21 protein-coding genes and 1 tRNA gene are annotated in these 24222 nt (G+C 70.6%); 9 read left to right on the top strand and 13 right to left on the bottom strand.

The window, feature by feature from the left end; genetic code table 11:
• Window positions 1-144 precede the first annotated feature (144 nt).
• Window positions 145-711, bottom strand: a complete 567-nt coding sequence (gene def / locus AB4079_RS10630) for a peptide deformylase (protein WP_441787263.1) — start codon at window positions 709-711, stop codon at window positions 145-147.
• A gap of 40 nt (window positions 712-751) precedes the next feature.
• On the opposite strand from def, the gene AB4079_RS10625 reads away from it, so the two are divergent.
• The 5 genes from AB4079_RS10625 to AB4079_RS10605 all read left to right on the top strand — a co-directional run bounded on the left by AB4079_RS10625 (window position 752) and on the right by AB4079_RS10605 (window position 4522).
• Window positions 752-1717 carry a multidrug DMT transporter permease gene (locus AB4079_RS10625; RefSeq protein WP_441787262.1) on the top strand — a complete coding sequence of 322 codons (966 nt, stop codon included), beginning with the start codon at window positions 752-754 and terminating at the stop codon, window positions 1715-1717.
• A 97-nt stretch (window positions 1718-1814) separates the two neighbouring features.
• Window positions 1815-3068: a glycosyltransferase gene (locus tag AB4079_RS10620; RefSeq protein WP_441787261.1), complete on the top strand. Its 1254-nt coding sequence runs from the start codon at window positions 1815-1817 to the stop codon at window positions 3066-3068.
• Between the two features lie 17 nt (window positions 3069-3085).
• A tRNA-Ile gene (locus AB4079_RS10615) sits at window positions 3086-3159 on the top strand.
• Between the two features lie 70 nt (window positions 3160-3229).
• Window positions 3230-3805, top strand: coding sequence for a hypothetical protein (locus AB4079_RS10610; RefSeq protein WP_441787260.1), 576 nt, complete (start codon window positions 3230-3232; stop codon window positions 3803-3805).
• A gap of 147 nt (window positions 3806-3952) precedes the next feature.
• The gene (locus AB4079_RS10605) at window positions 3953-4522 is read left to right on the top strand and encodes a 4'-phosphopantetheinyl transferase family protein (protein WP_441787259.1); all 570 of its coding nucleotides are present in this window, start codon (window positions 3953-3955) and stop codon (window positions 4520-4522) included.
• Between the two features lie 120 nt (window positions 4523-4642).
• On the opposite strand, the gene AB4079_RS10600 is transcribed toward AB4079_RS10605, so the two are convergent.
• From AB4079_RS10600 to AB4079_RS10585, 4 genes are all read right to left on the bottom strand, one after another.
• Window positions 4643-5959, bottom strand: coding sequence for a M1 family metallopeptidase (locus AB4079_RS10600; protein WP_441787258.1), 1317 nt, complete (start codon window positions 5957-5959; stop codon window positions 4643-4645).
• Entirely contained in the window at window positions 5956-9900 is a 3945-nt protein-coding gene (locus AB4079_RS10595) for a Pls/PosA family non-ribosomal peptide synthetase (protein ID WP_441787550.1), read from the bottom strand. Before AB4079_RS10595 ends, AB4079_RS10600 begins: the two co-directional genes overlap by 4 nt.
• Before the next feature lie 136 nt (window positions 9901-10036).
• Window positions 10037-10399, bottom strand: a complete 363-nt coding sequence (locus AB4079_RS10590; protein ID WP_441787257.1) for a hypothetical protein — start codon at window positions 10397-10399, stop codon at window positions 10037-10039.
• A gap of 66 nt (window positions 10400-10465) precedes the next feature.
• On the bottom strand, window positions 10466-10945 hold the full coding sequence (locus AB4079_RS10585) for an NUDIX domain-containing protein (RefSeq protein ID WP_441787256.1): 480 nt from the start codon (window positions 10943-10945) through the stop codon (window positions 10466-10468).
• A 77-nt stretch (window positions 10946-11022) separates the two neighbouring features.
• Here AB4079_RS10585 and AB4079_RS10580 point away from each other — a divergent pair, with 77 nt between their 5' ends.
• On the top strand, window positions 11023-11481 hold the full coding sequence (locus AB4079_RS10580; RefSeq protein ID WP_441787255.1) for an NUDIX domain-containing protein: 459 nt from the start codon (window positions 11023-11025) through the stop codon (window positions 11479-11481).
• Between the two features lie 94 nt (window positions 11482-11575).
• Here the strand turns inward: AB4079_RS10580 and AB4079_RS10575 are convergent, their stop codons facing one another.
• Window positions 11576-11911, bottom strand: coding sequence for a hypothetical protein (locus AB4079_RS10575; protein WP_441787254.1), 336 nt, complete (start codon window positions 11909-11911; stop codon window positions 11576-11578).
• A gap of 109 nt (window positions 11912-12020) precedes the next feature.
• Here AB4079_RS10575 and AB4079_RS10570 point away from each other — a divergent pair, with 109 nt between their 5' ends.
• Both AB4079_RS10570 and AB4079_RS10565 read left to right on the top strand, forming a co-directional pair.
• Complete coding sequence (locus AB4079_RS10570; protein ID WP_441787253.1) at window positions 12021-13700, top strand: bifunctional 3'-5' exonuclease/DNA polymerase; 1680 nt, start codon at window positions 12021-12023, stop codon at window positions 13698-13700.
• Between the two features lie 67 nt (window positions 13701-13767).
• Window positions 13768-14628, top strand: a complete 861-nt coding sequence (locus AB4079_RS10565; protein ID WP_441787252.1) for a DUF1684 domain-containing protein — start codon at window positions 13768-13770, stop codon at window positions 14626-14628.
• A gap of 341 nt (window positions 14629-14969) precedes the next feature.
• On the opposite strand, the gene AB4079_RS10560 is transcribed toward AB4079_RS10565, so the two are convergent.
• Entirely contained in the window at window positions 14970-15548 is a 579-nt protein-coding gene (locus tag AB4079_RS10560; RefSeq protein WP_441787251.1) for a PadR family transcriptional regulator, read from the bottom strand.
• A 188-nt stretch (window positions 15549-15736) separates the two neighbouring features.
• On the opposite strand from AB4079_RS10560, the gene AB4079_RS10555 reads away from it, so the two are divergent.
• The gene (locus AB4079_RS10555; protein ID WP_441787250.1) at window positions 15737-16240 is read left to right on the top strand and encodes a DUF3145 domain-containing protein; all 504 of its coding nucleotides are present in this window, start codon (window positions 15737-15739) and stop codon (window positions 16238-16240) included.
• A gap of 160 nt (window positions 16241-16400) precedes the next feature.
• Here the strand turns inward: AB4079_RS10555 and AB4079_RS10550 are convergent, their stop codons facing one another.
• The 6 genes from AB4079_RS10550 to aceE all read right to left on the bottom strand — a co-directional run bounded on the left by AB4079_RS10550 (window position 16401) and on the right by aceE (window position 24022).
• On the bottom strand, window positions 16401-17639 hold the full coding sequence (locus tag AB4079_RS10550; RefSeq protein WP_441787249.1) for a beta-ketoacyl-[acyl-carrier-protein] synthase family protein: 1239 nt from the start codon (window positions 17637-17639) through the stop codon (window positions 16401-16403).
• Between the two features lie 107 nt (window positions 17640-17746).
• Window positions 17747-17998: an acyl carrier protein gene (locus AB4079_RS10545; protein WP_021765217.1), complete on the bottom strand. Its 252-nt coding sequence runs from the start codon at window positions 17996-17998 to the stop codon at window positions 17747-17749.
• A 45-nt stretch (window positions 17999-18043) separates the two neighbouring features.
• Window positions 18044-19048 (bottom strand): beta-ketoacyl-ACP synthase III, encoded by a 1005-nt coding sequence (locus tag AB4079_RS10540; RefSeq protein WP_441787248.1) that lies wholly within the window; start codon window positions 19046-19048, stop codon window positions 18044-18046.
• 19 nt (window positions 19049-19067) lie between these two features.
• Window positions 19068-19988 carry an ACP S-malonyltransferase gene (locus tag AB4079_RS10535; RefSeq protein WP_441787247.1) on the bottom strand — a complete coding sequence of 307 codons (921 nt, stop codon included), beginning with the start codon at window positions 19986-19988 and terminating at the stop codon, window positions 19068-19070.
• An 85-nt stretch (window positions 19989-20073) separates the two neighbouring features.
• The gene (locus AB4079_RS10530) at window positions 20074-21273 is read right to left on the bottom strand and encodes a PucR family transcriptional regulator (protein ID WP_441787549.1); all 1200 of its coding nucleotides are present in this window, start codon (window positions 21271-21273) and stop codon (window positions 20074-20076) included.
• 22 nt (window positions 21274-21295) lie between these two features.
• Window positions 21296-24022: a pyruvate dehydrogenase (acetyl-transferring), homodimeric type gene (gene aceE, locus AB4079_RS10525; protein ID WP_441787246.1), complete on the bottom strand. Its 2727-nt coding sequence runs from the start codon at window positions 24020-24022 to the stop codon at window positions 21296-21298.
• Between the last annotated feature and the right edge of the window lie 200 nt (window positions 24023-24222).

The raw sequence follows: 24222 nt of genomic DNA, 5'->3' as shown, positions 1-24222 counted from the left end.
TCACCGGTGCAGCGTACGCGGCCATTCTCGTGTTTCTCGACAGCGCGCCGAAGGTGATCCTCGTCAATGCGCTCCTGTGGCCGGGCGCCTATTTCGTCGGGCAGCGGCTCCGTCGCAGACGGAAGAGTGCCGCTGCCGCGCAGCTCAGTCCTCCAGGTGGTCGCGGCCCGGCAGCCAGCTCAGGCCCGGGACGCCCCAGCTGTTCTTGCGCTGCGCCTTGAGGGCCGACTTCCCGTACGGGTGCGTGAGGCGGTCGACGTAGAGCAGGCCGTCCAGGTGGTCGTACTCGTGCTGGAAGATGCGCGCCAGCCAGCCCTCGGCGTGCACCTCGTACGCGTCGCCGTCGAGGCCGGTCGCCTGCAGGATGACCCGCTCGGCGCGGCGAAGCGGGAACCGCTCACCGGGGAACGACAGGCAGCCCTCCGACTCGCTGTCCTCGTCGAGCTCGTCAACGGTCAGCGGGCTCAGCCACAGCGTCGGGTTGATCGCGACGCCGCGGTGCTGCACCTCGTCGTCATCCATCCAGCCGTACACGAAGAGCCGCAGCGGCAGGCCCACCTGAGGCCCGGCCAGTCCGACCCCGGGCGCCTCGTCCATGGTCTCGAACATGTCCGCCACCAGTGCGCGCAGTTCGTCGTCGACCTCCTCGACAGGGCGTGCGGGGGAGTGCAGCACGGGGTCACCGGAGATCCGAATGGGGAGGACGGCCATTCAGCAAGACTATCCGGATCATTCCCGGTAGGGTCGTGGGGTGGGTACGGAACTGATGGATGCTTTCGACGTCTCGTATCAGCCCAGCCAGCTCCTGGGCATCCCCGTCGCGCTCGTCGGCGCCTGCTTCCTGTCCGTCGGCGCTCAGCTGCAGCACCACGGCGTCACGAAGGTGGAGGCGTCGGTCGGCCACGCGGAGAGCGGACTGAACCCGCGCCAGCTGGGACTTCTGCTCGCACGCCCGTCCTGGGTGATCGGGACGCTGCTGCTCGGCCTGGCCATCGTCTTCCAGCTGGTCAGCCTCAAGCTGTCGCCGATCATCCTCGTCCAGCCGCTCGGCGTGGTCGGGCTGGTCATCACCAGCATCCTCAACGCCCGCGTCAGCGGTGTGAAACTGAATCATCAATCGGTTATCGCCGTGACCCTCTGCGTCAGCGGCGTCGGGGCGTTCGTGCTCCTGGCGGCGGTCTTCGCCCGCGACCTCCCGGTGACGACGCAGGCGCTGATCATCATCCTCATCATCCTGGCCGTCGTCCTCGTTGCGTTCGGCGTGCTGTTCGCGTTCCTCCGGCACCGGTTCAAGGCGATCATGTACATCGTCGGCGCGGGCGTGCTCTACGGTTTCGTCGCCACGCTGGCCAAGGTCGCGATCGAGCGCATCTCCGTCCAGGAGTGGGACTGGCTGCTGGTCGCCTGCATCGTCGCCCTGCTGCTGGCCGCAGTTCTGGGCGCTTACTTCGTCCAGAACGCCTACTCGTCAGGACCACCGGACCTCGTCATCGCCGGGCTCACGGTCATCGACCCGCTGGTCGCCGTCACCATCGGCATCGTCGTCCTCGACGAGGCGGCCGGCGCGCCCTGGTGGGCGATGGTCGGCTTCGCGCTGACCGGCGCCGTCGCCATGTTCGGCGTGTTCCAGCTGGCGAAGTACCACCCGCAGTCCGCATCGGACGCGCCGGTGGCTGACCGGATTGCGGACGTAGCAGGGGAAAGCCGCCTAGACTAGGCCGTTGAATCGACCGGGCGTATCCACCACCCGGGCCGCGAACGCCGTCTCCGGCTTCGCTATCCGACGCACACGACGACCGTAGGGAACGAACCACGTGCCTGATACGAGCGGACCGCATCCCGTCCCGCCCGCGCAGGCGGCCAAAAAGCCGCTGACGATCGTCATGGGCTGCGACACATTCGCACCGGACGTCAACGGAGCAGCCCGGTTCGCCGAGCGCCTCGCCGCCGGGCTGGTCCAGCACGGCCACGACGTCCACATCGTCGCCCCCGCCGCGAGCCGCAAGCACGGCACCTGGGTGGAGGAGCACGAGGGCAGCAAGATGACCGCCCACCGCCTCCGCAGCTGGCGCTGGTATCCGCACGACTGGCTGCGCTTCGCCCTCCCGTGGACCAGCAAAGCGAACGCGCGTCGCATCCTCGACTCGGTGAAACCCGACGTCGTCCACTTCCAGTCGCACATCGTGGTCGGCCGCGGGCTCGCCGCCGAGGCGCAGAAGCGCGGGATCCGCATCGTCGCGACGAACCACGTGATGCCGGAGAACATCGTCGAGTTCACCCTGCTCCCCAAATTCCTGCGGAAGACCTTCGTCCGGCTGGCGTGGGCGGATGCGCGCACGAGCTTCGACCGTGCCGAGTCGATCACGACGCCCACGCGGCGCGCGGCCGAGTTCCTTGAGTCCGCGATCGGGGCGCGCGGCATCCACGCCGTCTCCTGCGGGATCGAGGCGCAGAACTACACCCCCGACTTCAGCCCGCGGACGGGCAACACCATCCTGTTCGTCGGCCGGATCACCGGTGAGAAGCACATCGACGTGCTGCTCAACGCGGTCAAGCTTCTGCCGGAGAACCTGGATGCGCGCCTGCAGATCGTCGGGGGCGGCGACCAGTTCAAGAACCTTCAGGTGATGGCGGAGACGCTCGGCATCGCCGACCGCGTCGACTTCCTCGGCTACGTGAGCGACGAGGAGCTCCGCCAGGCCTACACGCGCGCCACCGTCTTCGCGATGCCGTCGATCGCCGAACTGCAGTCGATCGCGACCATGGAGGCCATGGCGTCGGGTCTTCCGGTCGTCGCCGCCGACGCCATGGCGCTCCCGCACCTCGTGCACGACGGCGAGAACGGTCACCTGTTCCGCCCCGGCGACGCGCAGGACCTCGCCGACAAGCTGGAGAGCGTGCTCACGCTGCCCCAGGACGAGCTCGATGTTCTCAAACGCGGGTCGCTCCGCATCGTGGCCGCGCACGACATCCAGACCACGATCAGCACGTTCGAAAGCCTGTATCGTGGGGAGCCGGTGGCCGACCCGGTGACGGACGCGGCCCCCAGCGTGCCCGCCCCGGAGTAGCCGGAGCCGGCACGATCGGGGCGGTAGCTCAGCTGGTCAGAGCAGGGAACTCATAATTCCTCGGTCACGGGTTCAAGTCCCGTCCGCCCTACTCCGAGTACAGGCACGGAAACACTTCAATCCCCTAGCTATTCCGGGCTGCGGGGGTACCGTGACGCGTCATGAACACAACTGGATGGATCATCCTGATCGTCGTCGTGGTCGTCATCATCGTGGTCGCCATCATCGCGTTGACGTTCGGCCGCAACAAGAAGCGCGAGGCGGACCGTCACCGTGCCGAAGAGATGCGGCAGTCGGCGGCGCAGACCCAACTGGATGCGCGCGAGCGTGAGGCGAAGGCCGCCCGCGCGTCCGCCGACGCCAAGCAGGCGGAGGTCGACGCCGAGCGCCTGCGGCGCGAATCCGAGGAGCGGGAGTCGGCGGCGGCGAAGGCCCGCGCCGAGTCGGACGAGGCGATGCGCAAGGCCGACCGGGTCGACCCGGACGTCCGCACCGACCGCGAGGGCAACCGGGTCGAGGACGCGAACCGCCGCGACGCGGAGGTCCGCGACGCGAACACGCGCGACGCGGGGGCCCGCGACGCGGCGCCCGCCGGCACGACGCCCGCAGGCACGGCGCCCGCCGGCACGACGGCCGGCCCCGAGGCGACCGCGACCCCGGTGGACGACCCGACGACCCACGGCGCCCGCCACGAGGCACCGCGCTTCGACGACGGCAGCGACCGCTCGGCGCGCTGAGCGCCCCCGAACACCACTGACGGAACCCATTGACCGGCGAGCGCCGACGGCCGACCTGAGGCCTGTCGGCGCTCGCCTCAGTGCGTTCCGTCCTGCCGGCTTTCGCGGGTTAGCATCGGTCCGTCGGCGCCAACGGACGGAGGATGGATGCCCCCATTCGTCGTCGTACCCCACGGCTCTGCATCGGACATCGTTCCGCGCCTGTCGCCGGGCGACCATGTGCGGCTGACCTCCCTCGGCGCAGACGATGCGGCCCGCCAGCGGTTCCTCTCGGGCCGTTGCGCGCTGTTCACGGCGGCCGAGCGTCTCGGGGAGCTGGACATCCGGATCGACGCACGCTGCCCCGACTGCGGGCTCGCCCACGGGCGGCCGGTCGCGCTGGCCGCGCAGGCGCCCGTCCACCTCGCGCTCGCACACGCGGCCGGGAGGGCCTTTGCGATCGCGGCCCGTCATCCCGTCGGCATCGACGCCGAATCGACGGCGGCGTCCGCCGACCGGCTGGCCGCCGTGGACGCGCTCGCGCCGGGACGAGGCGATGCGCTCCGCCGTTGGACCGCCATCGAAGCTGTGCTCAAAGCGGACGGGCGCGGACTGCGGGTGCCGCCCGGCGCTGTCCGTGTCGGCCGCAGCACCGCGCGCCTCGACGGCGCCCGTTATCGGCTCACGACCACCGAGTCGAACGGCTGTGTCGTCACCGTGGCCGAACGTCAGCCCTGACCCTCCGCTGGCGAGCAGAGCGTCACGCCGGGCTGCCGAGTCGCGACAACATGTCGCCACCCGGCGCGCATAGCAGCAACGAGTCACGCCTCGCGGCGCGCTGAGGACGACGGGGCGGCGTCAGCGGGAGAGGGACGGGAGCCGGGTCTGCCGCAGCCACGCGTCGAAGAAGGCGTCCAGGGGCTCCTCCGCGTACAGTGCTGCGAGCGCCTCGAAGTCGGCGCTGGTGACCGTCCGGAACCGGTGGGTCTGCGTCCACTCTTGGAGCAGCGCGAAGAACCGCTCGTCGCCGGTCCGCACCCGTAAGGCGTGCAGGAGGCAGGCTCCGCGCTTGTAGACCCGGTCGTCGAACATGGAGTCGGGTCCGGGGTCGCCGAGCAGCAGATCCTTGGGCGCCAGCCGCAGCGCCGCGTGGTGCACCCGCGCCTGTGCCCGGGCGGACAGGCCGCCGGAGGCCTCCGACCACAGCCACTCGGCGTAGCAGGCGAACCCCTCGTTCAGCCAGATGTCGCGCCAGGAGGCCAGCCCGACGCTGTTGCCGAACCACTGGTGGGCGAGCTCGTGGGCGATCAGCCGCTCCGAGCCGCCGCGCCCGTCGGCGTGGGTCGAGCCGAAGGTGGCCATGGCCTGGGACTCCAGCGGGATCTCCAGGGGGTCCTCGGTCACGACGACCGTGTACGACGGGAAGGGGTACGGCCCGAACAGCTCCTGGAAGCACTCCAGCATCCGCCCGACCGGCTCGAAGTCGTGCAGGACCCGTCGTGCGAGTGCCGGTGGGTAGGCGAGCGCCCAGTCCACACCCGCGGTGTGGCGTCGTTCGAGCGTGTAGCGGCCGATCTGCACCGCGGCGAGGTACGTCGCGGTGGGCTCCGTGCGTTCGAACGTCCAGGTGCCGCGTCCGCCGCTGACCGTGTGGCCTGCCGGCTCCCCGGTGGCGAGCACGGTGTACGCCTGCTCGGTGGTGATCCGGAGGCTGTAGGAGGCCTTGTCCGATGGCCGGTCGTTGCACGGGAACCAGGTGGGCGCGCCGGAGGGTTGCGCCGCGACGATGGCTCCGTCGGTCAGCTCCTCCCAGCCGAGCGTGCCCCAGCGCGTGCGGCGCGGTATCGGCGAGCCGTCGTACGCCACCTCCACGGTGAACTCCGTTCCCGCCGGTACGGGCGTCGCGGGCGTCACCCGCAGGTGGGTTGTGGTCTGGCTGATGCGGGCGGGCTTCTGCCCGTCGACGCGGACGCGCTTCGCCTTCAGGTGCACGAGGTCGAGCACGATCGCCGGAAGGTCGATGGATGCGCGTGCGCGGATCAGTGCGGTCGCATCCAGGCGGTTGGTCGCCACCCGGTACTTCAGGTCGAGGTCGTAGCTGAGGACCGCGTAGGCGTCGGTGCCCGACTGGGGCAGGTAGGCGTGCGGTGCGGCCTCCGGTGCGGCGTCCGTCATCCGCCGGCCCGTGCCCGGTACTCGCGCACGACGACTTCCCGCCACGGCCCGATCGGGTTGCCGCTCCACCGGCTGCCGGCCGGCACGGTCTCGCCGCGCATCACCAGCGAGGCGGGCCCGACGGTCGCTTCCGGCCCGATGTCGGCGGCGGGCAGGATGACGCTGTGCGGGCCGAGCGTTCCGCCGCGCTCGATGGTGACCTGGTCCATGCTCATGATTCGATCATGGAACAGGTGCGTCTGCACAACACAGCCCCGGTTGACGGTGGATGCGTCGCCCAGCGTGACCAGGTCGGCCTCGGGGAGCCAGTAGCTGTCGATCCAGACGCCGGAGCCGATCCGGGCGCCGAGGCTCCGCAGCCACCAGACCAGCGCAGGAGTGCCGGTTGCGGCCCAGGCGAACCACGGGGCGGCGACCATCTCGGTGAACGTGTCGGAGACTTCGCTGCGCCAGATGAACGACGACCAGAGCGGGTGCTCGCCCGCGCGCAGCCTCCCGAGCAGCGCCCACTTCGCGGCCGTGCTCACCGCCGCGGCCACCGCCCCGGCGAGCATGAGGACGGGGCCGCCGAGGATCACTGCCCAGACCGGACCCCATGCGGTGACGATGGCGCCGAGGGCGATCACGACGCCCAGACCGATGGCGCAGGTCACGAAGACGGGCACGATCCGGAGCAGCTCCCACGCCGTGCGGGCCACCCGGAGGGCGGTGGGCGGCTCGAAGGTACGGGAGAGGTCCGCATCCTGCGCCTGGCGACGCAGTCGGACCGGGGGAGAGCCGAGCCACGACGATCCGGCCTTCGCCTTGCGCGGGGCGAAGGAGAGCACCGCCACCAGGCCGTCGCGTGGCACCCGGTTGCCGGCCCCGGCCATCCCCGAGTTGCCGAGGAACGCGCGCGCTCCGATGTCGACGTTCGCGATCCGGACGTAGCCTCCGCCCAGCTCATAGGACGCCACCAGCGTGTCGTCGGCGAGGAACGCGCCGTCGCGGATGCGCGTCATCCGGGGGAGGAGGAGCACCGTGGAGGCCTCGACGTCCTTCCCGACACGTGCCCCCAGCATCCGGAGCCAGACGGGTGTGAACAGACTCGAATACAGCGGGAACAGGATGGTGCGGGCGAGATCGAGGAGGCGCTCGGTCGACCACGCCTGCCAGCCGACGCGGCTGCGCACCGGGTAGACGCCCTCGCGCATCCCGATGCCGAGCAGGCGCACCAAGCCGACGACGAGTGCGGCGAGCACGACGCCTGCCGCGAGCGTGCCCGGAACCAGCCCGGCTACGGCGCGCCCGACGACGTCGGCCCAGTTGACTGCTCCCCGCACGAAGAGAGCCACCACGCCCCCGCCGACGGCGAGCGAGAGCACCGGCACCAGTGAGACCACCAGGGAGGCGAGCGCATAGGCGATCACCCAGCGGGTCCGTCTCGGCGGGCGTTCCGCCGGCCACCAGTCGTGGACCCGGCCGACCCGGACGGCGGGGGAGCCGGACCAGTTCTGCCCGGCAGGCACCCGGCCGAACACGGCAGACCCGGGCGCGACGGTCGCGTTGCGCCCGATCTTCGTCCCCGGCATGAGCGAGCTGCGGGCACCGACCGAACTGCCCGCGCCGATCCGGATCTCGCCGATGCGCACCACGTCGCCGTCGATCCAGTAGCCGGCCAGGTCGACCTCCGGCTCGATGGAGGCGCCAGCGCCGATGCGCAGCATCCCGGTCACCGGCGGAAGGGTGTGCAGGTCGACGCCGCGGTCGATCGTCGCCCCGAGGGCACGTGCGTAGTAGAGGATCCACGGAGCGCCCGCAAGGCTCGCGGCCCCGATCTGGTGCGCGACCTGCTCGGCCAGCCACAGCCGCAGGTGCACGCCGCCGCCACGGGGATGGTCGCCCGCCTTCACCCCGAGCAGCAGGAGCCGCGCCGCCACGACCGAGATGGCCATCCGGCCCCACGGCGTCACGAAGATGAGCAGACCGACCACCAGCCAGACCGGGTCCACCGCGGGTAGTACGTCGAAACCGCCGAGCGGCCGGAGCAGGAGAGACGCGGTCAGGAGGTACAGCAGCCAGCGGATGCCGCCGAGGATGAACAGCGGGACACCGAGGACCGTCTGCACCGCGCGCATCCGGAACGGCGTGGGCGGCACGACGTGGGTCGACGCGGCGGACGACGACGGCGAACTCTCAGCGAGCAGCTGCGTCATCGCGCCGAACCGTGGCGCCGCGTAGATGTCGGCCACCGTGATGTCGGGATGCCGTCGGCGCACCAGCGAGACGAGCTGGGCTGCGGCGAGCGAGCCGCCGCCCAGGTCGAAGAAGTTGTCGTCCGGGCCGGAGACCGGGAGGCCGAGGACGCTGCGCCAGTCGTCGGCGAGCGCCTGGGCGACGGGATCGTCCGTCACCGCTCCGCCGCCGGCCGCGTCCGTATCCTCCAGCGGCCACGGGAGGGCAGCCTTGTCGACCTTGCCCGAGGTCCGCACCGGCAGTTCGTCGACCACAGCGAGCAGCGGCACGAGGGCGGCGGGCAGCGTCTCGCGCAGGTGGGTGAGCGACGCACCCCGGTCGAACGCGTCCGGATCCGGCACCGCCAGGTAGCCGACGAGTACGTCGTTGCCGGCGGAGGAGCTGCGGACAGCCGCGGCGGCCCCGGCGACCCCCGGCAGCAGCTGGAGGGCGGCTTCCACTTCACCGAGTTCGATACGTCGGCCGCCGAGCTTCACCTGGTCGTCGGCGCGGCCGACGTAGAACAGCCCCTGAGCGTCGAACCGGACGAGATCGCCACTGCGGTAGGCGCGCTCCCAGCCCAGGGTCGGCATCGGAGCGTACTTCTCGGCGTCCTTCGCCGGGTCCAGGTAGCGGGCCAGCCCCACCCCGCCGATCACCAGCTCGCCACCTTCGCCGTCCCCGACCGGCTCGCCCTGCGCATCCACTACGGCGAGGTCCCAGCCGTCCAGCGGAAGGCCGATGCGCACGGGCTCGCCGACGGTGAGCGGGGCTGCGCAGGCGACGACAGTGGCCTCCGTCGGGCCATAGGTGTTCCAGACTTCGCGACCGGGCACCGCAAGCCGGTTCACCAGCTCGGGCGGGCACGCCTCACCGCCGAAGATCAGCAGGCGCACGCTGTCCAGCGCATCCACCGGCCACAGCGCGGCCAGGGTCGGGACGGTGGAGACGACGGTGATGCGCCGCGCGGACAGCCACGGACCCAGGTCCATGCCGGTCCGGACCAGCGAACGAGGAGCCGGGACCAGGCACGCACCGTGGGCCCAGGCGAGCCACATCTCCTCGCAGGACGCATCGAAGGCGACGGAGAGGCCGGCCAGCACCCGGTCCTGGGGACCGATCGGCTCGCCCTGCAGGAACAGCCGCGACTCGGCGTCCACGAAGGCGGCGGCCGAGCGGTGCCGCACGGCAACGCCCTTCGGGGTGCCCGTCGAGCCCGAGGTGAAGATGATCCAGGCGTCATCCTCGGGAGTCGGCGGCTCGACGACCGACACCGCGGCGGTGCTGGGATGCGGCGGCTGGGCCGGGAAGACGCTCCGCGGCTCGTGCTCGCCGCGAAGCAACAGACCCGCGTCGGTCAGGACGCCGCGAACGGCAGCCTCGCGGAAGACCAGTTCCGCACGCTCGTCGGGATCGTCCGCATCCACCGGCACATAGGCTGCGCCGACCGCGAGAACGCTCAGGATGGCGAGGTACAGCTCGCGAGAGCCCGACGACATGCGGACGCCGACCCGGTCACCGCGCCGGACGCCGCTCTCGCGCAGGCGTGCGGCCCCGGCACCGACCCGGGCCAGGAGCTCGCGGTAGCTCAGCGCGCCGGCCGCATCCTCTACGGCTGAGGCGTCAGGAAAGCGGCGCGCCGACTCCGCGAGGATGTCGATCAGGGTGCGGGCGGTGGGCGCTGCGTCGCCGCGGAGGAGGAGGCCGGGAGACTCGGGGGCCCGCAGTGCGGCGCCCTGCGATTCTGCGGCCTTGAAGCCTGCGGCCTGGAGGTCTGCGGCCTGAGATTCTGGGGCGTCGGGCACGACGGCACGCTAGAGGTGCCGGGTTAAGCGCCGGTGAACAGCAGCCCTGACCGTGGCGTCAGCCCTCGCCGAGCGCATGCAGCAGCTGCGCCTTGTTCATCCGGGAGTAGCCCTGGATTCCCCGGCCCTTGGCGCGGTCGCGCAGCTCGCGGAAGGTCGGGATGCCGGTGTCGGAGGCCGGGACCGCGACATGCTCCGCCACGGACTTCGCCGACGCCCGCGCATCGTCGGCGGTCTTCTTCGCCCGCCTGACCGCCTTCTTCGCGTCCTTCGCCGCCTGAGCGAGTCGGTCGGCCAGATCCTCCGCCTCGCGCCGGGTCTTCTTGTCGAGCTTCTTGACCGCCTTCTCGGCATCGCCGACGGCGACGCGCGCGGTGTCCAGCGCGCGCTCGGCGGTCTTCTCGGCCTTGGTCTTCGTCACGGGTACCTCCTCGCAGGTAACGCCCCCTCGTGGGGCCAACCATACGGGTGCGCGGGGCCATGCGCGCTAGTGGATTTCCGCGTCCTCCGCGAGGCGCGCGAGCAGCGCGTCCAGAATGGGCCGCTGCGCTTTCGTGAGCTTCAGCCGCGCCGCCTCCACAGGGAACCACCGGGCGTCGTCCACCTCGGGGAACTCCTGCACCCTGCCCGAGCGGGGCGGCCACTCGAGCTCGAACGTGTTGCTCCGCACTGCCTCCGGCTCGAACTCGGTCTCGGCGGCGAAGACGACGATCGTCTTACCCGACCCTCGGAACTCGCCGAGCGGGAGGTAGTCGACGTCGGGCGCGGGCGTCCCGATCTCTTCGGCGAACTCGCGCCGGGCGGCGGCGAGCTCGTCAGCGAGGTCGCCCTCCTCGACGATGCCTTTCGGGACCGACCAGGCCGCCTCGTCCTTGCGCGCCCAGAAGGGGCCGCCCATGTGCGCGATCCACACCTCTACGCCGGAGCGACGGCGGTACAGGAGCAGGGCGGCGCTACGCACGGTCATGAGGACAGCCTCCCACCACGCGTCCCCGTGTGACAGCGCGTCGAGGGGCCACGCGCCGGCGCGACTAACGTGGAGACGTGGACTCGGGAGACGCGTGGGTGGAGGGGCCGGACGGCCAGCGGTTCTGGGGCCGGTTCGGCGCTGCCGGGCTGCTCGTGCACGACCTGCGTCGGGGGGTGCTGCTGCAGCACCGTGCCGACTGGAGCCACTTCGGCGGCACCTGGGGCCTGCCGGGGGGTGCGCGTCACGCCGGCGAGAGCGCGGTCGATGGGGCCCTGCGGGAGGCCGCGGAGGAAGCGGCCGTGCCGCCCGACGCCGTGCATGTGCTCTTCGAGAGCGTGCTCGACCTGGGCTTCTGGTCGTACACCACGGTCGTCGCCCAGGCGGTGCGGTCGTTCGAGGCGCACATGGCCGACGTCGAGAGCATCGAGCTGCGCTGGGTGCCGATCGCCCAGGTGGTCTCGCTGCCGCTGCACCCGGGCTTCGCCGCCTCCTGGCCCGCGTTGCGCGCGCGCCTGACCGCGCTCTCGGACTGACGCCCCACGTGGCTCCCTCATCGAGTGGACGCAACACGCCGTCATCGGGCAGCGCTCGACGGCGTGTTGCGTCCACTCGATGAGGCTGGCCGGGTCAGGATGCGAGGCGCGGCCAGAGCAGCGAGCTCGGCACGTCGTCGCAGTCGGCCGGGAGGCCGATGTACGACGCCGAACCGGGGTAGGGCGCAGCACCCGGGTACGCGGGAGCGCCCGGGTAGCCCGGGGATCCGCGGTAGGGTCGCGCGCTCTCGGTGAAGAGCCGGTCGCCGCGGATCGTGCCGAGGTAGTCCCCGTCGGGCGTGACGGCTTCGTCATCGCTCCACGGGAACCAGCCGATCCAGTCGCCGTCCGGATTGAACAGGTCCCGGGACCTCGGGTCGGTCCGGAACGCTATCCATGCTCCCTGACTGTCATGCAGGTATACGGTCATCGTCGATCATGCCTTTCGGGTCGGCATCGTCGTTAGCTGAAGTATCCTCATATGAGGCGATCCGCGCAAGCGACGCGCCGGTGTCGGCGCACGCCGGGAGAATGGGTGGATGCACATCCTGCTCGAGCGCGACGTCCGCGGCAGTGTCCGCGTGACCTGGCTCGACGGGACGGAACGCTCCGACATGGTCGAGGTCGGCCGGCTGCCGAGCCTGGTGGCGGGGGAGGAGCGCCTCCCCGATCGGCCGCGCTGGGTCTGGGATGACACCCGGCTCTGGTACCCCACCCTCCTCGCTGCAGGGGTGCGGGTCGAGCGCTGCGTCGACCTGCGCCTGTGCCACGCCATCCTCCGCAATTCGACCCTGACGGCCGGTACGGCGCTGGCGGCCGCGGAGCCTGGACCCTGGGATACGGTCGCCGACCCGGTCGAGGAGGCGCCTGCCATCCACACGGCGCTCTTCGACCTGGAGGAGCCCGCGCCCGCCGCCGAGACGCCCTCGCGCTCGGTGCGGGCCGAGTTCGCGGCCCAAGAGGACGCTGTGGCCACCAGCGCCGACCCGCGGCGGCTGCGTCTCCTCCTCGCTGCCGAGTCGGCCGGAGCCCTCATCGGCGTCGAGCTGCAGCACGCGGGCCTCCCGTACAGCGTCGAGCGCCACGACGAACTGCTGACGGAACTGCTCGGTGCTCGCCCGGCCAACGGCCGCCCGGCCGTGCTGGAAGAACTGAGCCACGACATCCGCGGCCACCTCGAGGCTCCGGAGCTGAACCCCGACAGTCCGCCGGACCTGCTCAAGGCGTTGCAGCGTGCGGGACTGATGGCAACGTCCACCCGGTCGTGGGAGCTGAAGCGGATCGAGCATCCGGTCATCGAGCCGCTGCTCCGCTACAAGAAGCTGTCCCGGCTGCTCACCGCCAACGGCTGGACCTGGCTGGACGCCTGGGTGCGCGACGGCCGGTTCCGGCCCGACTATGTGCCGGGCGGGGTGGTGACCGGCCGCTGGGCCACGCGCGGCGGCGGCGCGCTGCAGCTGCCCAAGCAGGTGCGTGGTGCGGTCGTCGCCGACCCGGGCTGGAAGCTCGTGGTCGCGGATGCGGCGCAGCTGGAGCCGCGCGTGCTCACCGGGCTCTCGGGGGACCAGGCGATGGCGGCGGCCGGGCGCGGCAAAGATCTGTACGAGGGGATCGTGGCCTCCGGCGCGGTCGACGAGCGCGCCCACGCCAAGGTCGCGATGCTGGGCGCGATGTACGGCGCGACGACGGGGGAGAGCGGGCGGCTGATGCCGCGCCTCAAGCGCGCGTTCCCTCGCGCTGTCCAACTGGTCGAGGATGCTGCGCGCGCGGGCGAGCGTGGCGAGAAGGTGACGTCCCGTCTGGGCCGCAGCTCACCTCTCCCCGGCCGCGCCTGGGCGAGCGCGCAGTCGGCGGCGTCGGCTGCCGAATCCACCGACGCGGACGAGCGCCGGGCCCGGAGCCAGGCGCGCGACTGGGGCCGCTTCACACGCAACTTCGTGGTCCAGGCCAGCGCCGCGGAGTGGGCGCTGTGCTGGATGGCCGAGTTGCGCAACCGGCTGACCGCTCTGAGGCCCGACGCCGCACTCACCGAAGGCCCGCACCTCGTGTACTTTCTGCACGACGAGGTCATCGTCCACACCCCGGCGGAGCTGGTTGAGGAGGTAGCCGCGGCCGTCCACGCCTCCGCGGAACGGGCCGGACGGCTGCTGTTCGGCTCCTTTCCGGTCGAGTTCCCGGTCACGGCCGCGATCGTCGACAGCTACGCGGAGGCCAAATGACGCGGCGTGCGGAATGCCCGAGTGTCGGAGTTGGTTGTGACGGGAGACCTGACCGAGGATGGACACCATGACCGACACCGCCACCGCCCGCGACGACGCCCCCAGGACCGACCCGGACGCCGTCCTCGCCCGCTACCGCGCCCGCCGCGAGCAGGCCGTCACCGCGCCGCAGGGCAACCTCGCGCTGGTGAACACCCAGTGGGTCACCGGCGATCCCGAGTCGGAGCAGCCCATCTGGGGTGTGCCCGGCCTGTGGTCGCCGCTGCCGAAGGGCGAGTCCGGTCTGAAGGTCACCGCTTCGGCGACCGACAACATCGTCGTCGACGAGGTGCTCGTCGACGGCTCCGCCATCGTCCGCGGCAAGGACGACCCGAACCCTGGCGCCATCCGCTTCAGCGACACGGCGACGGGCTTCGTCATCGCCAGTGAGGACGGCGACTACGCCCTGCGGGTGTGGGACGCGAACTCCGAGGCCATCCAGGAGTTCGGCTCCATCGACGCCTTCCCGTTCAACCCCGAGTGGATCATCAAGGCCTCGTTCACGCCGATCGAGGGCGGCAAGACGGTCGGCTTCGAGCACCTCAAGGACGACGGTGCGACGCGCGACATGGTCATCCCGGGCGAGATCACCTTCACGAAGGACGGCGTCGACTACAACCTCGCCGCGTTCAAGGCCGGTCGGGCCCTCCAGCTGGTGTTCGCGGACGCGACCAACGGCGACAGCACGTACTCGGTCGGCCGGTTTCTGTTCGTGGTCCCGAACGAGGACGGCACGGTGACGCTCGACTTCAACCTGGCCGTTCTACCGCCCTGCGCCTTCAGCTACAACTTCAACTGCCCGCTGCCGCCGGCGCAGAACCGGTTCTCCGTCCCGATCGAGGCGGGCGAGAAGAACGTCCTCAACAAGCAGGGCGAACTGCTCCACTGACCGCCGCGCGTTCCCGCGAGCCCGGAACCGGAGGAACGCCCGCCGCGAGGCCGCTTGCAACTCCTCCGTTTCCTAACCGCCACGGCGTGTCGGGCGCGGTTCTCCTCCGTTCCCGACGTCGAGCACGTCGACACTGCCGACCACGTCGCACGTGTGGAACGTGCCGAAAAGGGAGGAACAACGCCACAGTGTGGTGCTGATCGGCGGTAAAGGGAGGCGCTCGCCGCCGGAACGGTTGGAAGCACCTCCGTTTCCGCACCCGCGCGCCGCCCCTGCGCGCCGCACCCGCGTGCGGCGTGCTGCGTCGACGGGCCCCGAACCTGCGGCTGGCTGCCTGCGTGCTACTCGGAAGTGGCGGTCGCCTCGGCCGACGGCCGCCGGCCACGACGCGGGCGCTCGGGGGAGCGGTGCTGCACCAGTGCGCCCGGCTGCGCGGCCAGCGTGGCCGCCACCTCGTCCAGCCACTCGATGGCCGCTTTCGCGCCCAGCTCCGCCGCGCGATTGGCCGCGAGCAGGGCCCGCGAGTCCGCTTCGTGCGACAGGTAGCGGATCCGCTCGGCGTACGCCGCGCGATAGCCGTCGATGATGGCACGCGCGTCGATGCCGTCGAGGGATGCGGCGATGAGGACCTGGTCCTGCATCTCGTCCCAGTCCGGCCGACCGTCCGCCGGACCGGCCGTCAGCCAGTCGCTGGCCGCGGCCTGGCCGGTTTCCGTCAGTGCGTACAGCGGCAGCCCGTCATCGGTCGCACCGGCGGAGGCGACCAGTCCCTGATCCGACATCCGGTCGAGCGTGGAATACACCTGACCAGGGTTGAGTTGCCTGCGATGCGCCGCACGGCAGAGGAACTCGCTCTGCAGTTGCGAGCCGTAGGCGGGGCCCTGCGTGAGCAGCGCCAGGAAACCGTTCTGCACCGACATACTCGGTATGCTATTCCGCTCCGACGTTCGCTGGGCGAGTGAATCGCCGAATCACAATCTTGTAACTACCCGCGGTTCTCAGGCATAATCATGGCAACGCGCATGAGCGCAGCCAATTGAATACGCCGAAGCATTCCATTCCGTTCCTGGTCGTAGGGGAAGACGCACCAACGAAACGGAGGAGAATCATGTCGGCACACGCAGCTCGAGGGGTGCTCTACGTGCACTCCTCTCCCAGCGCGCTCTGCCCCCACATCGAGTGGGCGGCCGGTCGCGCCCTGGGGCGAGCGGTCAATTTCACCTGGGAAGCACAGCCGGTGCTGAAGGGCTCCCAGCGCACGGAGTTCTTCTGGGACGGGCCCCCGGGCACTGGTGCGCGCCTCGCGTCCGGCCTGCGCGGCTGGGAGCACCTGCGCTACGAGGTCACCGAGGACGCCGGCCACGGCACCGACGGCGGCCGGTGGATGCACACGCCCGACCTCGGAATCTTCTTCGCCCAGGTGGACACAGCAGGCAACATGGTCGTGCCGGAGGACCGCATCCGCTACGCCATGGAGATCGCCGGCTCGAACACGCTGGAGCTGCACCGCGAGCTGCGCCTGGCCCTCGGGCAGGCGTGGGACGAGGAGTTGGAGCCGTTCCGTCACGCTCACGACGACACGTCGGTCATCTGGCTGCACAACGTCGGCTGACTGCGGTCTCCCGTCACGTGCGCGCCTGTGCGCGCAGCCGCACAGGTGACAAAGGGGCGCAGACACCAAGCCTCCCGCGGCGGGCCCGGCCACGGCCGCCCGCACGCGGTGACACGCATAAGGCCCCGGTCCACGGACCGGGGCCTTCTGCTGTCGCGGCTCAGTAGCTGCGGAACGCGGCGACGGCGTTGTGGCCGCCGAAGCCGAACGAGTTGCTGATGACCAGCTGCGGGCCGTCGCCGAGCGGCTGCGGCTCGCCCTTAACCTGGAGCGGGATCGCCGGGTCCATCTCGGTGATATTGATCGTCGGCGGCGCCTGACGGTCGCGGATCGCGAGGATGCTGAACACGGCTTCCAGCGCACCCGTTCCACCGAGCAAGTGGCCGGTCGACGCCTTGGTGGCCGACACGGGGATGCCGTGGATGCGGTCGCCGAACACCTCGCGCAGCGCGACGTACTCGGACGGGTCGCCGACTGGCGTGCTCGTCGCGTGGGCGTTGATGTGGGTCACGTCGTCCGGCGACGCACCCGCCTGGGCGAGCGCGCGGTTGACGGCACGGCTGGCGCCGCGTCCCTCCGGGTCGTTGGCGGTGATGTGGTACGAGTCGGCGGTCACGCCGCCGCCCGCGAGCTCCGCGTAGATGCGGGCGCCGCGCGCCAGGGCGTGCTCCTCGGTCTCGAGCACGAGGCTTGCGGCGCCCTCGCCCATGACGAAGCCGTCGCGGTCGACGCTGTAGGGGCGCGACGCGTGCGCCGGGTCGTCGTTGCGGCGGGACAGCGCCTGCATCGACGAGAACGAGGCGACGGTGATCGGGTGGATGGCCGACTCGGTGCCGCCCGCGATCACGACGTCGGCGTAGCCGGCCTGCAGGTGGTCGTAGGCGTTGACGATGGATTCGGTGCTCGACGCGCAGGCGGAGGCGACGGTGCGGGCGAAGGCACGGGCTTCGAAGTGCATCGATACGGCGGCGGCGGCCGCGTTGGGCATCAGCATCGGCACGGTCATCGGCAGCACGCGGCGCGGGCCGCGCTCACGCAGGGTGTCCCAGGCGTCCAGCAGCGTCCAGACGCCGCCGATACCGGTGGCGAAGTCGACGCCCAGACGCTCGGGAGCGACCTCCGGACGTCCCGCGTCCTCCCACGCCTCCATGGCGGAGATGAGCGCGAACTGGCTGGACGGGTCGAGGCGCTTCGCGACGGGGCGCTCCAGCACCTCCTCAGGGCGCACGATGGCCTCGGCGGCGAAGGTCACGGGCAGTTCGTACTTCGCGACCCAGTCGTGCTCGAGGGTGCGGGCCCCGGAGACGCCGGCGAGCAGTCCCGCCCAGCTGTCCGGGGCGGTGCCACCGAGGGGCGAGGTCGCACCCATACCGGTGACGACGATCTTCTTGGGTCTCATAACGGCAACTCTCTAGAGAAACGACGACGGCACGCTCTTGGGAGGCCCGCCGCGCACGGGCGACGACTCAGGGCCGCCGCCCGCGCGGAAGATTCTTGGGCTTAGCGCTAGGCGTCCTGCGCCTTGACGATGAACTCGACCGCGTCTCCGACGGTCTTCAGGTTCTTGACTTCCTCGTCCGGGATCTTGACGTCGAACTTGTCCTCGGCGTTGACCACGATGGTCATCATCGAGATGGAGTCGATGTCGAGATCATCGGTGAACGACTTGTCCAGCTCGACCGTGTCGGTCGCGATGCCGGTCTCGTCGTTGATGAGCTCAGCCAGGCCGGCAAGAACTTCTTCGGTGGACAATGCCATGGTGTTTTCTCCTTGAGGGGGTGTCGTTTTTGACCGTGGACCAGTCTAGGGCAGCACGACGACCTGCGCGCCGAAGACGAGACCGGCGCCGAAGCCGATCTGCAGCGCCAGGCCGCCGCTGAGCTCCGGGTTCTCCTGGAGCAGGCGGTGGGTCGCGAGGGGGATGGACGCGGCTGAGGTGTTCCCCGTCGTCTCGATGTCGCGGGCGATCGCGACGGTGTCGGGCAGCTTCAGCTGCTTGGCGAACTCGTCCACGATCCGCATGTTCGCCTGGTGCGGGATGAACGCGGCGAGCTGGTCGGGGGAGACCCCGGCCTCGTCGAGTGCCTGCTTGGCGACCTTCGCCATCTCCCACACCGCCCAGCGGAAGACCGTCTGGCCCTCCTGACGGAGGGTCGGCCACGGCGCACCCTCGTCGCGGTACTCGAGGAGCGTGTTGCCCATCCCGACCGCGTCGGCCTTGGAGCCGTCGGAGCCCCACACCGTCTTCGCAATGCCGGGGTAGTCGCTCGGGCCGATCACGACAGCGCCGGCGCCGTCGCCCAGCAGGAACGAGATGGTGCGGTCGGTGGGGTCGACGACGTCGGAGAGCTTCTCGGCCCCGACCACGAGCGCGTAGTGGGCGGCTCCGGTGCGGATGAGCGCGTCGGCCTGGGCGATTCCGTAGGCGTAGCCGGCGCATGCAGCATTCATGTCATACGCCGCGGCGGGATTCGCACCCACCCGGTCGGCGAGGACGGCAGCGATCGACGGCGTCTGCTGCACATTGGAGACGGTCGCGACGATGACGGCGTCGATCAGCTTGGGGTCGACGCCCGACTTCTCGATCGCCTCCTTCGAGGCCTCGGTGGCCAGGTCGACGGCGAGGATGCCGCGGCTCGCCCGCGTGCGCGTGATGATTCCGGTGCGCTGGCGGATCCACTCGTCCGAGGAGTTGATCGGGCCGATGAGGTCCTCGTTCGGGACGACGAGGTCGCCGCGGGCCGCTCCGATGGAGAGGATGCGCGTGTACTGGGGGCCGTGCGACTGCTGAAGCGTGGGGTGGGACATCGGGGGAGCTCCTTGGGGCCTACGCGGCTTGGTCGATGAGGTCGAAGGCGGCCGGCAGGTCGTCCGGCGTCTTGATGGCGACGGTCGGGACGCCCTTCAGCCCGCGCTTGGCGAGGCCGACGAGAGCGCCGGCGGGGGCGACCTCGATCAGGCCGGTCACGCCGGCCCCCTGGAACGCCGCCATGTCGAGGTCCCAGCGGACCGGCGACGAGACCTGGCCGACCAGCAGCCGCAGGAACTCGGCGCCGTCGGTGACCTCGGAGCCGTCCTTGTTGGTCCAGAGCCGCAGCGTCGGGTCGTTGGTACTCAGGGTCTGCGCGAACGCTTCGAGCGCGGGAACGGCGGGAGCCATGTAGCGCGTGTGGAAGGCGCCGGCGACCTGCAGCGGGATGACCCGCGCGCGGGCCGGCGGGTTCTCGGCCAGCTGGGCGAGCGCCTCCAGGGCGCCGGCGACCACGATCTGGCCTCCGCCGTTGTAGTTGGCGGGGGAGAGCCCGAGCTCGTCCAGACGGGCCGGCAGCTCGGCCTCGTCGGCGCCGATGACGGCGCTCATGCCGGTCTGCACCTCTGCGGCGGCTTTGGCCATCGCGGCGCCGCGCTCGCGCACGAACGCCACCGCATCCGTCTCGCTGAGGACGCCCGCTCCGGCTGCGGCCGTCAGCTCGCCGACCGAGTGGCCGGCGATGCCGCCGACGCGCTCACGGCGTCCGTCGGCGAGCAGCGCCGACAGGGTCAGCAGGCCCGCCGAGACGATCAGCGGCTGGGCCACGGCGGTGTCGCGGATCGTGTCGGCGTCGCTCGTCGTGCCGTGCGCGACGAGGTCGATGCCGACGGCGTCGGAGATGCCGGTCAGCTGATCCCGGAAGGAGGACTCGGCGAGCCACGGCTCCAGGAAGCCCGGGGTCTGGGATCCCTGCCCCGGGCACACGATGACGATCACGGTTTCCAGTCTGCCAATCTTCCGCCGGGCGGATGTGTCGGTTGGGTACGAAGTATTCGAAGAATGCTTGTGGCTCTCTACAAACTCAGCTGCCGCGACGCGGCGAGTCCGGCTCGTTGATCGACCCGACGATGAGGGCGGCCTGCAGGATGAGCGCCTCGCGCGCTCCCGTCGCATCCCACCCGATCACCTCGGAGACCCGCTTGAGGCGGTAGCGCACGGTGTTGGGGTGAACGAAGAGTTCGCGCGCCGTCGCCTCCAGCGACCGGCCGTTGTCGAGGTAGCACCAGAGCGTCGTCAGCAACTCGGTCGAGTGCGCCTGCAGCGGACGGTAGATCCGGCTGATCAGCGTCGCGCGGGCCAGGCCGTCGCCCGCGAGCGCGCGCTCCGGCAGCAGATCGTCCGCGTGGACCGGCCGCGGGCAGTTCCGCCAGGCCTTGGCGACCGCGAAACCGGCCAGTGCCGCCTTCGCGCTCTTGGACGCATCCACCAGGCTTGGCACCTCGTGGCCGAGCACCAGGTGGCCGGCGCCGAAACCCGGCTCCAGATGCTGCGCGATCTCCAGGAACGAGACCGTCGGCATCGGGCCGATCGCGTCGTCCGGGGCGCTGTTGCTCGGGAAGGCCCGACCGATGACCAGCACCAGCCGGCTGCCCTGCACACCGATCAGCACATCGGCCGACATGTGCCGCGCGGTACGGCGCAGCTGGTCGACGTCGAGCATCTTCGGTGCGGTGCCGACCAGGACGCTGACCTCGCCGTGGCCGTGCCAGCCGAGCGCAGCGATGCGGCTGGGCAGTTCGTCGTCGTACTCGCCGGTCAGGATGCTGTCGACGACCAGCGCCTCCAGCCGGGCGTCCCATAGGCCGCGCGCCTCGGCGGCCCGCGCGTAGACGTCCGCGGCGGCGAAGGCGATCTCGCGGGAGTACAGCAGGATCGCCTCCCGCAGGTCCTCGCCGCCGGCGCTCTTCACCCGCTCCTCGACCACCTCGACGGTGATCTTGATCAGCTGGAGGGTCTGCTGGAGGCTGACGCTGCGGAGCAGCTCCCGCGGGGCCGCACCGAAGACGTCCGCCGCGATCCACGGCGTCGAGCGCGGGTCGTCGTACCAGGAGATGAACGACGAGATGCCCGCCTGGGCCACCAGGCCGACGGCGCTTCGTCGGCCCGGTGGCATGTCGCGGTACCAGGGAAGGGTGTCTTCGAGCTTCTTGAGCGTGGTCGTGGCCAGCTCACCCGAGATCTTGCGCAGCCACGCGAGCGTCTCGGGCTTCGTCCTCTCCACGGCGCTGCCGGCCACGGGGCGGTTACGCCTCGCCGCCCGCAGAGCCGGTGGTGCCGGCGTTGACGTCGTGCAGCAGGTACTTCTCGATCGCCCAGGCCGGTGCGTTCGGGTCGACCTTGCCCTGCTCGGCCAGCAGCTCCAGCGTCCGGACCACCATCGACGGTCCGTCGATCTTGAAGAAGCGGCGGGCCGCCGGGCGGGTGTCCGAGAAGCCGAAGTCGTCGGCGCCCAGCGTGGCGTACCGACCCGGCACGAACTGACGGATCATGTCCGGCACGGCGTGCGAGTAGTCGGTGACCGCGACGAACGGGCCGTCGGCGCTCTCCAGCTTGCGGGTGACGTACGGCACCTGCTTCTCCTGCTGCGGGTAGAGGAAGTTGTGCTCCTCCGCCGCCAGGCCGTCGCGACGCAGCTCGCCCCAGGAGGTGACACTCCACACGTCGGCGGAGACGCCCCAGTCCTGCTGCAGCAGTTGCTGCGCCTCGAGCGCCCACGGCACCGAGACACCGGACGCGAGCAGCTGGGCCTTCGGGCCCTCGCCCTCACCGGCGCGCAGCCGGTAGAGGCCGCGGACGATGCCGTCCACATCCACGCCCTCCGGCTCGGCCGGCTGGACGATCGGCTCGTTGTACACCGTGAGGTAGTACATGACGTTCGGGTTCGGGTGGCTGCCGCCGTACATCCGCTCCAGCCCGGCGCGCACGATGTGGCCGATCTCGTAGCCGTACGCGGGGTCGTACTGGACGACCGCCGGGTTCGTCGACGCGAGGACGGGGGAGTGGCCGTCGGCGTGCTGCAGGCCCTCGCCGGTCAGCGTGGTGCGGCCGGCGGTGGCGCCGATGAGGAAGCCGCGCGCCATCTGGTCGCCCGCCGCCCACATGGCGTCGCCCGTGCGCTGGAAGCCGAACATCGAGTAGAAGACGTACACCGGGATGAGCGGCTCGCCCTGCGTCGAGTACGACGTTCCGACGTTGGTGAACGCGGCCAGCGCGCCCGCCTCGTTGATGCCGACGTGGATGATCTGACCCTGCGGGCTCTCCTTGTACGCCAGGAGCTGCTCACGGTCGACCGACGTGTAGTGCTGGCCGTTCGGGTTGTAGATCTTCGCGTTCGGGAAGAAGGCGTCCATACCGAACGTGCGCGCCTCGTCCGGGATGATCGGGACGATGCGGTGGCCGAAGTCCTTCGAGCGCAGCAGGTCCTTCAGCAGGCGGACGAACGCCATGGTGGTGGCGATCTCCTGCGTGCCCGATCCCCGCTTGGAGATCGCGTACGCCGAGTCGTCGGGCAGGTTGAGCTGCGTGTACTTGGCGCGGCGCTCCGGCACGTAACCGCCGAGTGCGCGGCGGCGGTCGTGCAGGTACTGGATGGCCTCGTCGTCCGGTCCCGGGTTGAAGTACGGCGGGAGGTAGGGGTTCTCCTCCAGCTGCCCGTCGGTGATCGGGATGCGCATCGCGTCGCGGAACGCCTTGAGGTTGTCCAGCGTCATCTTCTTCATCTGGTGGGTCGCGTTGCGGCCCTCGAACGACGGACCGAGGCCGTAGCCCTTGATGGTCTTCGCGATGATGACGGTGGGCTGGCCCTTGTGCTCCACGGCCGCCTTGAACGCCGCGTACACCTTGCGGTAGTCGTGGCCGCCGCGCTTGAGGCCCCAGACCTCGTCGTCGGTGAAGTCCTTGACGAGTTCGAGCGTTCGCGGGTCGCGACCGAAGAAGTTCTCGCGCACGTACGCGCCGTTCTCGGTCTTGTAGGTCTGGTAGTCGCCGTCCGGCGTCTGGTTCATCAGGTTGACCAGCGCGCCGTCGGTGTCGCGGGCGAGCAGGTCGTCCCACTCGCGGCCCCAGATGACCTTGATGACGTTCCAGCCGGCGCCACGGAAGTAGCTCTCCAGCTCCTGGATGATCTTGCCGTTGCCGCGGACCGGGCCGTCGAGGCGCTGCAGGTTCGCGTTGACGACGAAGGTCAGGTTGTCGAGCTTCTCGTTGGCCGCCACCTGGAGCTGACCACGCGACTCGACCTCGTCCATCTCACCGTCGCCGAGGAACGCCCAGACGTGCTGGTCGCTCGCATCGCGGATACCGCGGTTGGTGATGTATTTGTTGAGCTGCGCCTGGTAGATCGCGTTGATCGGGCCGAGACCCATCGACACGGTCGGGAACTGCCAGAACTCCGGCATCAGACGCGGGTGCGGGTAGCTCGACAGGCCGCCGCCGGCGTGCGACTTCTCCTGGCGGAACCCGTCGAGCTGGTCGGCGCTCAGCCGGCCCTCGAGGAAGGCGCGGGCGTACGGGCCGGGGGAGGCATGGCCCTGGAAGAAGACCTGGTCGCCGCCGCCCGGGTGGTCCTGGCCGCGGAAGAAGTGGTTGAAGCCGATCTCGTACAGCGTCGCGCTGGAGGCGTAGCTGGAGAGGTGACCCCCGACGGCGATGCCGGGACGCTGCGCCCGGTGCACCATGACGGCCGCGTTCCAGCGGATCCAGGCCCGGTAGCGGCGCTCGACCTCCTCGTCGCCCGGGAACTCGGGCTCGTTCTCCGGGGAGATGGTGTTGATGTAGTCCGTCGTCGGGACCATCGGGACGCCGACGTGCAGGTCCTTGGAGCGCTTGAGCAGGCTGAGCATGATCTCGCGCGCCCGCTCATGGCCATTAGCCGCAACCAGTTGGTCGAGGGATTCCTGCCACTCGGCGGTCTCCTCCGGGTCCGAATCGATGTTGTTCATCGAGTACGGGTCCTGGTCGTTTACAGTCACCCTCGACCTCTTTCTTGTGTCGGATGGATCGTGGACGTGCCTCGGGGCTGTCGGTTCTCGACAAGCGTGGACACCATCCTTCAGCCTAGCCGCACTCCGTGGGCGTCGTTGACCGTCACTTGGTACTTGCAGCACGGAGGTCTAGGCTCAGTCCTCGTGCCCGCCGGTGTGCTGCGCGACGCGGGCGTGAAAGGACGACA

The organism is Leifsonia sp. 2MCAF36, from assembly GCF_052115525.1.
Lineage (GTDB): Bacteria > Actinomycetota > Actinomycetes > Actinomycetales > Microbacteriaceae > Leifsonia.
The sequence above is the reverse complement of the archived record's forward strand: the minus strand, read 5'-3'. Positions and strand labels throughout refer to the sequence as shown.

What these genes read in the sequence shown, in the direction of transcription:
- def (WP_441787263.1), bottom strand. Translation starts at nt 711, where the DNA reads ATGGCCGTCCTCCCCATTCGGATCTCCGGTGACCCCGTGCTGCACTCC.
- AB4079_RS10585 (WP_441787256.1), bottom strand. Translation starts at nt 10,945, where the DNA reads ATGACCGTGCGTAGCGCCGCCCTGCTCCTGTACCGCCGTCGCTCCGGC.
- AB4079_RS10605 (WP_441787259.1), top strand. Translation starts at nt 3,953, where the DNA reads ATGCCCCCATTCGTCGTCGTACCCCACGGCTCTGCATCGGACATCGTT.
- AB4079_RS10610 (WP_441787260.1), top strand. Translation starts at nt 3,230, where the DNA reads ATGAACACAACTGGATGGATCATCCTGATCGTCGTCGTGGTCGTCATC.
- AB4079_RS10540 (WP_441787248.1), bottom strand. Translation starts at nt 19,048, where the DNA reads ATGTCCCACCCCACGCTTCAGCAGTCGCACGGCCCCCAGTACACGCGC.
- AB4079_RS10570 (WP_441787253.1), top strand. Translation starts at nt 12,021, where the DNA reads ATGCACATCCTGCTCGAGCGCGACGTCCGCGGCAGTGTCCGCGTGACC.
- AB4079_RS10560 (WP_441787251.1), bottom strand. Translation starts at nt 15,548, where the DNA reads ATGTCGGTGCAGAACGGTTTCCTGGCGCTGCTCACGCAGGGCCCCGCC.
- AB4079_RS10550 (WP_441787249.1), bottom strand. Translation starts at nt 17,639, where the DNA reads ATGAGACCCAAGAAGATCGTCGTCACCGGTATGGGTGCGACCTCGCCC.
- AB4079_RS10600 (WP_441787258.1), bottom strand. Translation starts at nt 5,959, where the DNA reads ATGACGGACGCCGCACCGGAGGCCGCACCGCACGCCTACCTGCCCCAG.
- AB4079_RS10565 (WP_441787252.1), top strand. Translation starts at nt 13,768, where the DNA reads ATGACCGACACCGCCACCGCCCGCGACGACGCCCCCAGGACCGACCCG.
- AB4079_RS10545 (WP_021765217.1), bottom strand. Translation starts at nt 17,998, where the DNA reads ATGGCATTGTCCACCGAAGAAGTTCTTGCCGGCCTGGCTGAGCTCATC.
- AB4079_RS10575 (WP_441787254.1), bottom strand. Translation starts at nt 11,911, where the DNA reads ATGACCGTATACCTGCATGACAGTCAGGGAGCATGGATAGCGTTCCGG.
- AB4079_RS10555 (WP_441787250.1), top strand. Translation starts at nt 15,737, where the DNA reads ATGTCGGCACACGCAGCTCGAGGGGTGCTCTACGTGCACTCCTCTCCC.